Here is a 12,844-nt window from a genome sequence, read left to right as displayed (position 1 = left end):
CACGAGCGGTACCGCCGCGAGTAGCGATGTTCCTTCGGAACATCGCGATGCGAGTAGCGCGGAACTCCGTTCCGCGGACGGTCGAGCGGCGGAGCCGCGAGACGACGGCAACGCCGCGAGCAGCGATTCTTCGGACGGCATCCCGCTGAATATCGCCGGTCACGAGGACCGTGACCGCGAGGAGTCCGACCTCTTGGCCGACCTGCCAACGGAGGACTCGGACGACGAGGTGGAACCGGTCGAACTCCTCGTCCAACTCGCGGAGGAGGGCGAAATCGAACCGTGGGACATCGACATCGTGGACGTGACGGACAAGTTCCTCGATCGATTGGACGGCACGGACCTCAGGACGTCGGGACGGGCGCTGTTCTACGCCAGCGTCCTCCTTCGGATGAAAAGCGACGCCCTGATCACGGAGGACGAACCGGAAGAGGAGGAACTCGAACCGTGGGAAGCGCCGATGTCGATGGACGAGACGGACGGCTTCGACCCTGTCGCATCGCTCGAAGACGAGATGGAGCGCCGACTCGACCGGAAGAGCGCCCGCGGAAAACCGGAGACGCTGGACGAACTCGTCCGCGAACTCCGGGAGCGCGAACGCGGGTCGTGGTGGAAGGAGTCGCGGACGTACGACACGAGCGGGTCGCCGCAGGGCTTCCAACGCGGGACCCAAACGCTCGATTACCACTCGGGCGACGACATGCGTTTCGACGACGAACCCACGGAGTCGGAGGTGACGGGTACGACCCACGACGAGGACATCGAGACGGTCATCGACGACGTGCACGACGCGCTGGTTTCACAGTACGAAGCGGGACGGACGGAGGTACTCTACGCGGAAATCGAGATGGTCGGTTCGACGCGGGTGATGACGTACCTCGCCCTACTGTTTCTCGCCCATCGGGGAACGCTCACCCTCGAACAGGACGACCTGTTCGGCGACCTCTGGGTGCAGGACGCCCGCGGTGCGGACGACGAGGACCCGCCGGAACTCCTCGCGGACTAATCGAGGACCGTTTCGAGCGCGTCCATCGTTTTCTCGACGGCTTCGAGCTCGGCACCGTACCCCATGTGACCGATTCGGAGGAGGTCCGCCGCCATCTCCCCGAGCCCCGTCGCGACGAGGATTCCGTGGTCGTCGTACAACCGCTCCTGTACCTCCTCCGCCTGTCCCTCGATTTCGAAGGCCGTGACGGTCGGCGAGCAGAGCGATTCCGTTCCGGGGAACGGTTCGAGTCCGAGTTCCTCGCCGCGCTCACGACAGCGGCGGGCCGCCGTTTCGTGGCGCGCGAACACTTTTTGCCGTCCTTCGTCCAAAATCAGGTCCAACGACGCCTCCAACGCGTAGAGGTTCGAAACGAGGTGCGTGTACGGCAGGAACGAGAAGTCGGCGTCCCGCCACGGTTCTAGACTCGTGTAAAACCCGTTCTGTTCCGTCCCCTCGACCTTCTCCCACGCCGCATCGCTGACGGACGTGGTTGTCAGGCCGGGCGGCGAACTGAAACACTTCTGGGACGCGCCGAGACACACGTCGATGCGTTCGACCGGGACCGGCGTTCCGCCGAGCGACGATACGGCGTCCACGATGGTCAACACGCCCGCGTCCTGCAACGTCGCCAGAATCTCGTCGAACCCGTTCAGTACCCCCGTCGGCGTCTCACAGTGGACCATCGTCGCGGCGGCGAAGTCGCCCGACTCCACGAGCGCGGCCACTTCGTCAGGGTCGAACGCCTCCCTGTAATCGACGTCGTGGAGTATCGGGTTGCCGCCCGCCATCTCCACGAAATCCGCAAAGCCGTCGCCGTACAGTCCGTTGGCGAGACAGAGCACGTCGTCCCCCTCCTCGACCAACGAATCGACGGCGGTTTCCAATCCGAGGATACCCTCGCCGCCGAGGACGACCATCTCGTCGTCGGTTCCGTACACCCGCGCCAGTTTGTCGAGTACCGTCCCGTAGTACGATTCGAATTCGGGATTCACGTCCGGGTTCATCGCCGGTTCCGCCATCGCCTGTCTGACCTCCTCGGGGACCGCCGTCGGTCCCGGCGTCATCGTGAGCGCGTTCTCGTCCATGGGTCCTATGCGTGCGTAGGGGAAGTTAAACCGTTCCACAAGCGCTCCGGCCGAAGACGCGGATCGAATCCGGCGGACTTGTTTCGCGTCTCCGTCCGTCGGTTCCGTTTCCCCGTACGTGCCGACTCACGAACGATACAGCAGGAGGGCGATTAGGAAAATCAACAGCAGGGGGATGACCGAAACAGCGGTTTCGAACGGAACCAAGAGCAACACTACCGAAGCCATCACGACGAACTCCAACGCCACCAGCACGCTGACGATTTCGCTCGGATCCGCCACGTCCCGATATCGTTCACGTACTGGTGTAAGCTTTCGGAACGATTGGGGGCGGTACCTGATCGACCCTTCCCGACCCGGATTCAGAGATATTCGCCCGCGAGTAGGTCCACTTCCTCGCGCGTCTCCTCGGGAATCGCTTCAGTCGGGGTGTTGATGGTGCCTTGGAGCGCGTGGTCACAATCACACTCGCGCTCTTCGGGCATCGTCCGAATCGCGTGTTCGACGACTTCCTTGATGGCGTCCTCGTTCTTCGCCGCGTTTTTCAACACTTCATCCAAGGTTACTTCGCTGTCTTCCTTCCACACGTCGTAGTCCGTGACGCCCGCCACCGTCGCGTAGCACATCTCGGCCTCGCGGGCGAGTTTCGCCTCCGGAATCGCCGTCATGCCGATGATTTCGAAGCCCTGTGCGCGGTAGAACTCGCTCTCCGCGCGAGTCGAGTACTGTGGGCCTTCGATACAGACGTAGGTGCCGCCCGAATGGTGGTCCGCGTCGGTCGCCTCGCCGCTCGCGTCCGAGAGGTGAGACACCATGTGCGGGCAGTACGGGTCCGCGAACGGCATGTGGACGACCATACCGTCGCCGAAGAACGTCGGGGTCCGGTGTTTCGTCCGGTCGAAAATCTGGTCCGGGACCACGAGCGTCTGTGGCGGGAGTTCCTCGCGGAGGCTCCCGACCGCGTTGCTGGCCAGAATCCGCTCCACGCCGAGTTGCTTCAGCGCGTGGATGTTCGCCCGGTAGGGCGCTTCCGTCGGTGTCCGCTGGTGCTTCGGGCCGTGTCGCGGCAGAAAAGCGACTTCCTTCCCGGCGAGGTCGCCGATGGTGACGGGCGCGCTCGGTTCGCCGAAGGGCGTCGTCACGTTCTCCTCGCGGGTGTTTTCGAGTGGCAGCGCGTCGTAGATGCCGCTTCCGCCGATGAAGCCTATCATGACGGATACTCGTTCCGGTGCCCACCTAAACGACACGGGTTCGGCTCACGTCCTCTCCTGTCTCTCGTCTCACGCTCTTCGACTTCCGTCACACTCCCGTGCGATATGACATCACACCATACGCGTTTTGAAATAGGTTCCCTGAGTGGGTACGTTCCATGTCATCTCCTCGTTCTGCGACGGGAATCACGGAGGGTCCGCTCGTCGGACCCATGGTTCGCCTCGCGTGGCCCATCGTGGTCATTCAGCTCTTGCAGGTCACGTACAACATCGCCGACACGTTCTGGCTCGGCGCGCTCTCCTCGGAAGCGGTCGGTGCGCTCTCGCTCGCGTTCCCCATCATCTTCTTCCTCATCTCCATCGGGGGTGGATTTACGACGGCAGGGAGCATCCTCGTCGCACAGCACACCGGCGCTGGCGGCGAGGAGGAGGCGAGCGCGGTGGCGGGACAGACGCTTTCGTTCGTCTCCATCGTCGCGGTCGTCATCGGCGTCGTCGGCTATCTCCTCGTGGATCCGATGCTCGGCCTGCTCCCCGCCGACGAGCAGACCGCCACGGTCATCGTTCCGATGGCGGCCGACTACATGCGGGTGTTCTTCCTCGGGTCGCCGTTCCTCTTCGGCTTCTTCGTCTTCTCGGCGCTCATGCAGGGCTACGGCGAGACCCGACCGCCGATGCGAATCATGGCAGTCAGCGTCTTGCTGAACGTCGTCCTCGACCCGCTGTTCATCTTCGGCGTCGGATCGTTCGACGGCATGGGCATTCGGGGCGCGGCGATAGCCACCGTCCTGTCGCGGGCAGTCGCCACCGTTATCGGCCTGTACGTCATCTTCGGCACCGACGCGGGACCGAGCGTCGAGCGGCGACACCTTTCGCCCGACGTGGACCGCATTCGGGAAATCGTCCGCATCGGCGTTCCGACGGCCGCAGAACAGTCCACGAGTTCGCTGGCGATGGTCGTCCTCACCGGCATGGTGGCGACGTTTCCGCCGGCGGTCGTCGCCGCCTACGGCCTCGGAAATCGCCTCTCCTCGCTCGTCTTCCTCCCCGCGATGGGACTCGGGCAGGCGACGAACACCATGGTCGGGCAGAACTTGGGGGCGCGGAAACCTGACCGCGCGGAACGGGCGGTTCGATTGGCCGGAGCGCTCGTCGCGGGCGTGATGTTCGCGGTGGCGCTCGTGGCGTTCCTCGTCCCCGAACCGCTCGTCTCCGCGTTTCTCTCCGCCGACTCACCGCAAGCCGTGGCGACCATCGCCTACGGGAGCGACTACCTCAGAATCATGGCTCCGATGTTCGTCTTCATGGGCGTCCTCCAGGTCGTCCTCGGCGCGTTCCGCGGCGCGGGCAGCACCAGAACCGCGCTCGCGTTCTCGATGGTGACGCTGTGGGTCGTCCGCGTCCCGGCGACCTACCTCCTCGTCTTTCTCGGCGACTGGGGTCCGACCGGGATTTGGACGGGCGTCGCGCTCGGCGACACCGTCGGCGCAATCGTCGCCGTCGCGTGGTTCCTCCGCGGCACGTGGAAGGATGCGGTGGTCGCGGATGCGGACGAGACGAATACGGACACGGATGTAGAGGCGGATGTCGGTCTGGAAACGGATACCGATGCGGGTCCGGAAACGGATTCCGACGCCGAGACGGACCCGGAACCGCCTGCGGCGGACTGATTACTCGCCTGCCCCGTTCCCGTCCCGAACCGTCTCGTAGCGCGTCCGGATCTCCTCGAACAGTTCCCGTCCGACCGCGGTTCGGAGTCGCGGTTCCGCCGTGGCGAAGAACTCGTCCAATTCCTCGTACTCTTCGAACTGCTCGTTCTCCCGTTCGCCGTCGTAGCGGTTCCCGCGTTCGTAAACGAGCGCTTGCAGGCACATGTCCACCAGATCCATGTCCTTGACGAAGACGGATTCGGACGTTTCGCGGGCCTCGTACTCCTCCCACAGGTTTCGGATTTCGGGGTCGAGCGCGGGTGCGAGGGCGTCCATGGCGTCGCGTTCCAGTCGGTCCTTCTCCGCCGCCGAAACCCGCTGGTCGGCGTCGTTCACGCGGGTAGCGACGTCGCCGGTCTTCGCCTCTGCGAGGTCGTGGACGAGCGCCATGCGAAGCGCTCTATCGGTGTCGATGTCGGCCTCGTTTCCGTACTGCAAACAGAGCAGCGCGACGCCCCACGTGTGTCCCGCGACCGACTCGGGGTCGGTGATTCCTCGGAGTTGCCACCCGGTTCGGCGTTCATCCTTCAGGGCGAACGCCTCCGCGAGCGCATTGATGGTGTCCATGGTCTCCCGACGGCTACTGGACGCCCGTCGCGTTCTTCAGCAGTCGCCAGCCGTCGTCCTCACGGGCGAGGACGTCCCGCCGAACCATCTCTTCGAGGACCTCGCTCAAGCGGTCGGGTTGGGCGATTTCCATCTGGATTCGTTCCACGTCGTGGTACTCGTTCAGGTAGTGTCGGACGTCGTCCTTCGAGAACACCTCGTCGTCGGCCCGGTCCATCGCGCCGCTCGTGATGTCTATCATGTCCTCGATGAAGTTCCACGGATAGACCATCCACGCCCACTCTTCGAGGCGCTCGCCGATGTAGTCGGGTTCGAACTCGCTCGTCTGGAGGAGTTGGAGGGTGGCCGTCCGAATCTCGCCGGCGTCGCGGTCCTCGACGTACTCGCAGGCGTGTTTGAGCGACCCGCCCGTGTCCGCGATGTCGTCGATGATGAGCACGTCCTTACCCTTGACGCTTCCCTCGGGCATCGGATAGCGGACTTCGGGTTCGCTCGATTTCTTGGCCGCACCGACGTAGTGTTCCATCTTGAGGCTCGTCAGGTCATCCAAGCCGAGGAAGTCACAGATACATCGCCCGGCGAACCAGCCACCGCGTGCGAGCGCCACGATGACGTCGGGTTCGAAGTCGGAGGCTTTCACCTGCTCGCTCACGTCACGGCAGAGGCTGTAGATGTAATCCCAGTTGGTGATGGTGCATTTGAAATCGTCCGGGATGTCGCTCATTCTATCCGAACCTCGCGCGTCGTCACACTTAACGGTTTACAGGTCGCCGCCTCGCCGATTCGCTCTCGAAATTTTACTTCCGCGACCACCATGAACTATATTACCACACGCGACTTAATATCATTGAATAGCCCGATGAAAACACTCCCCGACCGAACGGTTGTCGTGACGAGCTACACATGACACATACACAAGAGTACGAACACCTCCTCGACTGCAAGAACGTCCTCGCCGTCGATTACGACGAGGAGACGAACACGCTCACCGTCTTCGTCTCGCAGAAACTCCCCGACGCGGACCTCGCCGACGAGGACAACGTGAAAAAGCGCGTCTCCGGCGTCACCGTCCGCGTCGAGGACGCGGGCTACGGCGACGAACGCGACGGGTTCGACGCGCTCTCGTTCCTCGAACCGCTCCCCGAAGCCGAGGCGGGCCGGCAAGACCGCCACCGACCGGTGGTCGGCGGCGTCAGCGAAATCAACGCGAAATCGACGGCGGCGACCGCCGGACCGTACCCCGCCCGCGTGACGGATTCCTCGAAAGCGAACTGGGACGACTCGGTTTCCGAGGGCGACCTCGTGCGCCTCTCGAACAACCACGTCTACGCCCGAGTGAACGAAGGGGAGTTCGGCGAACCGGTCATCCAGCCGTCGCCGAGGGACGGCGGGAGCATGCCGGACGACAAGACCGGCGAACTCCGCGGCTACGTCACCGTCGAGGACGGCGCGCTGGTGGACGCGGCGGCGCGCTCCGTGGACCCCGAGCGGGAATCGCCCGAGTACTACAAGTTGGACGACTCGTGGCCGACGAGCGTCCGCCGCGAGGACTACCGCTCGCTCAAGGGCCAGACGGTGACGAAATCGGGCCGCACAACCGGCGTCACGCAGGGCGACGTGAAGGCCACCGGCGCGAGCGTCCGCGTGAACTACGGTGACGCGGGCACCATCAAACTCCGCGACCAACTCATTGCGGGACCGATGTCCAAGGGCGGCGACAGCGGGTCGCCCGTGTTCCTCGATTCGACCGGCGAACTCGTCGGCCTACTCTTCGCCGGGTCCTCGCGCCAGACCATCTTCTCCAAAATCGCGGCCGTCGAATCCGAACTCGGCGTCGAACTGCTGACCGAGGAACCCGGTGAAGGCGGTGGCGGCGACGGTGGGAGCGGTGGCGGACGCGGCGGCGATGATGGTCGTGGTGGCGGTGATGGTGGTCGCGGTGGAGACGGCGGCAGTGGCGGTGGCGGCAGCGGCGACGGGTCGGTCACTTACCGCGAGACGTTCGACACCACGGTCACGGTTTCGACCGACGGGCCGGAACTGTCGCTGGAGTCGTTCTCGGTGTCCGCCGCGACCGGTTCGGGAAAGCAGGTGAAGGCGACCGCAGAGGTGTCCGGCACCGCCACCGGAACCGGATGGCTCTCCGTGCAGGGGAATCGAACCACGTTCGAGTTGACCGACGACGATGCCCGTGACGGGACCTTCGTCCGCGACGTGTCCCTGACCGTCGCGGTTCCGGACCCCTCGTCTGATTCCTTCGATTTGCGCGTCACCGGCGGCTACGTCGTTCAGTCCTCGTAACGGCGTTCGAGTCAGGTCGGATCTCGTTTTTTGATTTCAGTTGCCGAGGGACAAAGACCACCTCGCTACCGCTTCGCTCGGGTTGTCGTGCCCGTGGTGCTACCGTAGCAGAACGAGGAGGAAAAACGGACGGGAAACCCACGCAGTATCTCAGACGACGGCGAAGGTCGCAACGAGGCTCCAGAGGACGATGCCGAGTAGGTAGAACGTGAGAATCGCTCGGTTGTTCGTGGGGAGCGAGGACCCGACGTGCAACTGTGATGGTGCGGCGTCCGTTTCTACGAAGTCGTTTCCTTCACTACCACCTTCCATCGCCATGGTCGGGCCGCTTCCGGTCCGTGCATGGAGAAAGCAGAACACGAACAGGGACGCGATCAGCAGCAGGCCGATGGCTTTGCCATAGATGTACGCGAGCGGGACGACCGTTACACCCGCTGCAAGGACGGTGTACGCGAGGAGGGCGGAGGCGAGGGTATTTCGCTCCATAGCTTACTGCAACGAGTTGCAGGCATAAGTTTTGTGAAGAAATCGATGTCTATTCGATTACGGTATCGAATTCGGCGATTCCGAACGATCAGAGGGTGAGTAGTCTGTTTTCCGGGATTTCATCGCGTTTCGAGATACGTGATTGATTCTGTAATCGAAGTAGAACATGCGACGGCAGCGATGTCGAGTTTTCGAATTTGGCCGATTTTGGTAATTGTCTTCCTATGGGCAGTATAAGCGGCAGTGGACTGCCCCCGGGGATCTTGAGTCAATCTGTATGCAGGTTGTGACGTGTAGTGGTAGAAATAGAGTTGTCGCAGTAATTAAATTCAATATCCGAAAATTAATTGACGATAAACAAAACATGGATGTCTCCAAAACGATCTTTTGTGGCCAGAAGTAATCAATGAGTTGTGATTCACCGTTCAGGCTTTCTTTTGCCGCATCGCCCATAGATCAGAGAACGTAATAACTTCAATCCCTGCTGTGCGGTCGATATGCGCAAGAAGTTTCTTGTACTCGTGTACACCCATCGTGTCCTTGGAATCGAAATGATGGAAGTTGAGTATCGTACATTGGCGATGCGCAGCAGCAAGAGAAACTGCTTGTTTCGAAATTTTAAGATCATGGCCGATCGTCCGTGGGAGTACCAATGGGTCAAACCCATAGACACCAGTCGTATTCACATTGCCTGATTGGTTCATCCCACCCATGTAGCAATACTTACTGATGACATCTAACGCGGTTTTGTCATAGTTATTCCCTGGGTAGACAATAAAATCCGCTCCTCCCAGACCATTATCGAGCATCCACTGCTTGTTACGCCGCAAGAGAGCATCGAGCTCACTTCGCGAGAGTTCTGCAAATGGAGCGTTTGTACTCCCATGTACAACGACGTCATCACCGGTTGACTGGCGCTCTTGCAACTCTTTGACAGACATAAAGTACGGTTCATCAGCCTTGTCTGGCCTCACAGGCATTGTGATGACTGCTGGAAACCCAAATCGATCATTGATTGGGGCTGCCTTGTCGTAGTAGTTCTGATTCCCATCATCCCAACTGAGAATGACAAATCCCTTCTCTGGTTTTGGATGGAGTCGAATATCATCGATGTTGGCTTGTGTCCCATCTTGGTTTGCACTAGTGATCTCAAGCTGCATTTGTTCGATTCGGGTCAGGTCTGGTGGAGATTCACTCACGTTAAAGACCCCGGGACAAGTCCGAAACCATCCGACATCTGGTGTCCGATAGGTCACATTCCGCAACTCTAACACGACCCAATTACCGTTTGGATCGTATAGATACACCAAGAATGCAACGTCCATTGGGGTCGTACTGCGGAAGGCGAATGATAGGTCATGGTTTTCGATGTTCAGCGGTGAGTCGAGTTGCCGTTCTGCGATTACTCCTTGGTAGCTATCGGTGCTGAGCTTGAGACTTTGTGACCCAACGAATGAAGTCGAATCATCAATTGTGACCGAGTTTTGCTTTCCAACCCAGTCCGATGCATTTTCGAAGTTATCGAATGCTGTTCCGGGGGCTCGAAATTTCTTGCGGCTATTAAAATCCGTTCGTAACGATGACGTGGACGTGGGCTCAGTCGTTGTAGTCGTTTTTTGCTGCGTTGTTGTGCGCGATGTGGGTGTATGCGTCGTAGATGTCGACTGGGTTTCCGAGGACGGTGGAGTGGAGTGGTGTTCTTGGTTGCATCCAGCAAGCATACCAATGGTTGTGCTTCCTGCGAATTGGAGAAAGCGGCGACGTGTCGTCGTTGATTGGTTGGAGGGGGTCATTTTTCCGGGGCTTATCCCACCCAGAATGTTGTGTCACATAAGAGTGTTCATTTTGCTGAATAGAATTCCAGTATGTAGGATTGTTTCTGTCTTACGAACCAGCACAAGTGTAAGGCGGTCCCTCTTTCCAGCGCACAGAATTCTTGGTACTGTCCGCTAAGGTGTACTTTGTGTTTCGAGGTGGCTCGTGTCGAAGAACTAACGAACTCTCACGTGTCATTCACCGGTATCGATGTCAAACGATGAAACGACGGTAACTGACCACCTGGGAATGCTCGTATTTTTTCTTTCGTCACTCATCGCAATCTTCATTGGTCCACTCGAAGCAGCCCTGGCAATCGGAATCTATTGGATTTTCGGACCCGACTCCGAGAACACAGCATCACAGTAACCAGAACCAGTTTGGATACGATTTTCTATCTACCGATCTCCACCAGAAATTCCATTTCTATCCCTGCACGACCCACGATCTGTAGTTGATAACAGTATCTTCTCCCTGTTGCTTCACTCAACATCGGGTGTCCCACAACTGCTTAGTGCAAAATGGAGCAGTGAGACAAATGGACCCCAACCAGTTCACTCTTCGTGTACCAGTGAACCGAGTTTACTGCCGTCCGAAAAGCGGAAACAGACGTGCTTACCGCCGCTACTCGATACGAACCGAATGTAATGGGCGTTTCTCGTTCCTCCCCCACCCATAGCGAGAAATGTAGCGTGGCAGGAGAATCGCGGAGTGACACCGAAGACGAGGGAAAACCGACTACGGACTCGGTTTGACCCTGATTAGAGTGAACAACGGGAAATCCTATTCAACCGCCCACGGATATCGAGAACCGAGGCTTAAACTCCCCGTCGGACCATCCACCGGTATGCAAACCTGTCGAACGCTGCTCGTGGACGCGTTCACGGACGAACCGTTGGCCGGAAACGCGGCCGGTGTGGTCCCCGACGCCGACGATTTGACGGCCGGCAAGATGCAGGCCATCGCCCGCGAACTCTCGGTCAGCGAGACGGCCTTCTTCGTCGAAAGCGAGGACGCGGACCGCCGGGTTCGGTTCTTCACGCCGACGACGGAAGTGGACCTCTGCGGACACGCGACGATTGCCTCTCACGTCCACCTGCTCGAAGCCGACCGCATCGAACCGGGGACGCACACGCTCGAAACGAACGTCGGTGTGCTTGACATCGACGCGGAAGCGGACGGAACCGTCTGGATGACCCAGGACGACCCCGAAATCGAGGCCGTCGATATCGAGTACGAGCGATTGGGCGCGGCGCTCGGCATCGACCCGGCGGCGCTCCGCGACGTGGGCGAGGACCTCCCGCTCGCGGTTTCCTCGACGGGATTTCCCGTTCTCGTCGTGCCCGTCAACTTCCTCGAACACCTCGGCGGTGCCGCGCCGGACATGGAAACCATCGAGGAAATCGGGAATGAGGTCGGCGCGCTCGGCGTCTACGCGTTCACGTTCGACGCCGTCGAGGCGGGTTCGACGCTCCACGGACGGATGTTCGCCCCCGCGGTGGGAATTCCTGAGGACCCCGTGACCGGGACGGCGAGCGGGGCGGTGACGGCGTATCTGAACGCCCACGACGCGTTCGACAACGAGGATGAATCGGGTAGATTCCCCGATGAACTCCGATTGGAGCAGGGTCACTTCGTGGACCGACCCGGCTACGTGCGCGTGCAGATTGACGACGGCGACGTCCGAGTAGGTGGTCGCGCGACGACCGCGCTGGACGGCAGTTTGGTCGTCCCGGACGCGGATGAGGACGACATCATCGAGGTTTGACGAATCGCTTCATCGAATCCGACGATAGTCGTACGCGCCTCTGACGTTCTCGTGAAAGTACGATCCGTGTGAGCGGGCGCTCAGAAGTTCCTGATACACCGACTGGGGAACGTCGGCGTACCGATAGACGCCGCCGCTGTGGAACTCGATTTCGAGTATCTCCTCCTCCGGGTCGTAGCCCACGCTCGTCAGACTGGTCGAATCGACGGGCGTCCGGGTTCGCCTGACGGACGCCAGCATCTCGTACGGTACGTAGCCGATGACTCCCGAGCGATGTCCTCGGAGGACGATGCCTTCGCTTCGCTCCTCGAAGTCGTCACATTCGATTCGCTCGCCGTCCCGTGTGCGCGCTTTCATCGTCAGGATCACGATCCGAACGGGCGTCAACGCGTCGGCCGACGAATCGTTGCTGTAAGTTATACAGGATCACAAAAAACTATTTACCAATTCTCTGCATCTGTTCTGTCGTACTTACTCGGGTAGTTCTGCACTCCCCACTTATCGGTTCACCGTGCTATCCGGGCGGGTCGGAGGAATCATGACTGACAGTGATATGCCAACCGAGTCCGGAGCAGCGACGCCGGAACTGACGAGGAACGACCTTTCGAACGCCTTCGACGCCCTACAACGACCGGAGCGTCGAGCAGTCCTGTCGTTTCTTCACGAGTCCGGAACCGACATCATGGACTTAAACGAACTCTCCGACCACGTTTCGTCCCGGCTTTCCGAACCCGACGGACCCGTCGTTCGGTCGATTCTCCATCACCACCACTTGCCCAAACTGGTCGACGTCGAGTTCATCGACTACGACAGAACGACCCGCGTCGTTCGCCCCCGCGAAGGGATGACTGAACTAGTCTCCATGTTCGTCGAATGACCGAAAACGATCGAACCGCCGGGATGGCGAATCCAAA

At 60.4% G+C, this 12,844-nt stretch carries 13 protein-coding genes; 5 read left to right on the top strand and 8 right to left on the bottom strand.

Annotation, left to right across the window (positions count from 1 at the left end; translation table 11 throughout):
• Positions 1 to 193 precede the first annotated feature (193 nt).
• Complete coding sequence (locus LJF34_RS09165; RefSeq protein ID WP_231185058.1) at positions 194 to 1,006, top strand: ScpA family protein; 813 nt, start codon at positions 194 to 196, stop codon at positions 1,004 to 1,006.
• Here the strand turns inward: LJF34_RS09165 and LJF34_RS09160 are convergent.
• The 3 genes from LJF34_RS09160 to mtnP form a co-directional block, all read right to left on the bottom strand.
• Complete coding sequence (locus LJF34_RS09160) at positions 1,003 to 2,073, bottom strand: alanine--glyoxylate aminotransferase family protein (RefSeq protein WP_231184665.1); 1,071 nt, start codon at positions 2,071 to 2,073, stop codon at positions 1,003 to 1,005. The two genes, LJF34_RS09165 and LJF34_RS09160, sit on opposite strands and share 4 nt — an antisense overlap.
• A 126-nt stretch (positions 2,074 to 2,199) precedes the next feature.
• On the bottom strand, positions 2,200 to 2,355 hold the full coding sequence (locus LJF34_RS09155; protein WP_231184664.1) for a hypothetical protein: 156 nt from the start codon (positions 2,353 to 2,355) through the stop codon (positions 2,200 to 2,202).
• An 80-nt stretch (positions 2,356 to 2,435) separates the two neighbouring features.
• Entirely contained in the window at positions 2,436 to 3,284 is an 849-nt protein-coding gene (mtnP, locus tag LJF34_RS09150) for an S-methyl-5'-thioadenosine phosphorylase (RefSeq protein WP_231184663.1), read from the bottom strand.
• A gap of 158 nt (positions 3,285 to 3,442) precedes the next feature.
• Between mtnP and LJF34_RS09145 the strand changes: the two genes are divergently transcribed.
• Positions 3,443 to 4,954, top strand: coding sequence for an MATE family efflux transporter (locus LJF34_RS09145; protein ID WP_231184662.1), 1,512 nt, complete (start codon positions 3,443 to 3,445; stop codon positions 4,952 to 4,954).
• Here the strand turns inward: LJF34_RS09145 and LJF34_RS09140 are convergent, their stop codons facing one another.
• Positions 4,955 to 5,560 (bottom strand): HD domain-containing protein, encoded by a 606-nt coding sequence (locus LJF34_RS09140; protein WP_231184661.1) that lies wholly within the window; start codon positions 5,558 to 5,560, stop codon positions 4,955 to 4,957.
• A 13-nt stretch (positions 5,561 to 5,573) separates the two neighbouring features.
• A complete protein-coding gene (locus LJF34_RS09135) occupies positions 5,574 to 6,284 on the bottom strand; it encodes a phosphoribosyltransferase (protein ID WP_231184660.1) in 711 nt (236 codons plus the stop codon).
• A 179-nt stretch (positions 6,285 to 6,463) separates the two neighbouring features.
• On the opposite strand from LJF34_RS09135, the gene LJF34_RS09130 reads away from it, so the two are divergent.
• On the top strand, positions 6,464 to 7,861 hold the full coding sequence (locus LJF34_RS09130; RefSeq protein ID WP_231184659.1) for a hypothetical protein: 1,398 nt from the start codon (positions 6,464 to 6,466) through the stop codon (positions 7,859 to 7,861).
• A gap of 150 nt (positions 7,862 to 8,011) precedes the next feature.
• Here the strand turns inward: LJF34_RS09130 and LJF34_RS09125 are convergent, their stop codons facing one another.
• Complete coding sequence (locus LJF34_RS09125; RefSeq protein ID WP_231184658.1) at positions 8,012 to 8,347, bottom strand: hypothetical protein; 336 nt, start codon at positions 8,345 to 8,347, stop codon at positions 8,012 to 8,014.
• A 425-nt stretch (positions 8,348 to 8,772) separates the two neighbouring features.
• On the bottom strand, positions 8,773 to 9,546 hold the full coding sequence (locus LJF34_RS09120; protein ID WP_231184657.1) for a polysaccharide deacetylase family protein: 774 nt from the start codon (positions 9,544 to 9,546) through the stop codon (positions 8,773 to 8,775).
• Between the two features lie 1,463 nt (positions 9,547 to 11,009).
• Between LJF34_RS09120 and LJF34_RS09115 the strand changes: the two genes are divergently transcribed.
• A complete protein-coding gene (locus LJF34_RS09115) occupies positions 11,010 to 11,930 on the top strand; it encodes a PhzF family phenazine biosynthesis protein (RefSeq protein WP_231184656.1) in 921 nt (306 codons plus the stop codon).
• Between the two features lie 9 nt (positions 11,931 to 11,939).
• Here the strand turns inward: LJF34_RS09115 and LJF34_RS09110 are convergent, their stop codons facing one another.
• Positions 11,940 to 12,287: a KTSC domain-containing protein gene (locus tag LJF34_RS09110; RefSeq protein WP_231184655.1), complete on the bottom strand. Its 348-nt coding sequence runs from the start codon at positions 12,285 to 12,287 to the stop codon at positions 11,940 to 11,942.
• A gap of 181 nt (positions 12,288 to 12,468) precedes the next feature.
• Here LJF34_RS09110 and LJF34_RS09105 point away from each other — a divergent pair, with 181 nt between their 5' ends.
• Complete coding sequence (locus LJF34_RS09105) at positions 12,469 to 12,807, top strand: hypothetical protein (RefSeq protein WP_231184654.1); 339 nt, start codon at positions 12,469 to 12,471, stop codon at positions 12,805 to 12,807.
• The last annotated feature ends 37 nt before the right edge of the window (positions 12,808 to 12,844 follow it).

Origin of the sequence: Haladaptatus sp. DYF46 (assembly GCF_021083305.1) — an archaeon.
In the GTDB taxonomy this organism is placed as follows: Archaea; Halobacteriota; Halobacteria; order Halobacteriales; family Haladaptataceae; genus Haladaptatus.
The sequence above is the reverse complement of the archived record's forward strand: the minus strand, read 5'-3'. Positions and strand labels throughout refer to the sequence as shown.

Excerpts from the sequence above, each read along its gene's own strand:
- LJF34_RS09105 (WP_231184654.1), top strand. The coding sequence starts at position 12,469 with ATGACTGACAGTGATATGCCAACCGAGTCCGGAGCAGCGACGCCGGAA.
- LJF34_RS09160 (WP_231184665.1), bottom strand. The coding sequence starts at position 2,073 with ATGGACGAGAACGCGCTCACGATGACGCCGGGACCGACGGCGGTCCCC.
- LJF34_RS09145 (WP_231184662.1), top strand. The coding sequence starts at position 3,443 with ATGTCATCTCCTCGTTCTGCGACGGGAATCACGGAGGGTCCGCTCGTC.
- LJF34_RS09140 (WP_231184661.1), bottom strand. The coding sequence starts at position 5,560 with ATGGACACCATCAATGCGCTCGCGGAGGCGTTCGCCCTGAAGGATGAA.
- LJF34_RS09135 (WP_231184660.1), bottom strand. The coding sequence starts at position 6,284 with ATGAGCGACATCCCGGACGATTTCAAATGCACCATCACCAACTGGGAT.
- LJF34_RS09125 (WP_231184658.1), bottom strand. The coding sequence starts at position 8,347 with ATGGAGCGAAATACCCTCGCCTCCGCCCTCCTCGCGTACACCGTCCTT.
- mtnP (WP_231184663.1), bottom strand. The coding sequence starts at position 3,284 with ATGATAGGCTTCATCGGCGGAAGCGGCATCTACGACGCGCTGCCACTC.
- LJF34_RS09110 (WP_231184655.1), bottom strand. The coding sequence starts at position 12,287 with ATGAAAGCGCGCACACGGGACGGCGAGCGAATCGAATGTGACGACTTC.
- LJF34_RS09115 (WP_231184656.1), top strand. The coding sequence starts at position 11,010 with ATGCAAACCTGTCGAACGCTGCTCGTGGACGCGTTCACGGACGAACCG.
- LJF34_RS09130 (WP_231184659.1), top strand. The coding sequence starts at position 6,464 with ATGACACATACACAAGAGTACGAACACCTCCTCGACTGCAAGAACGTC.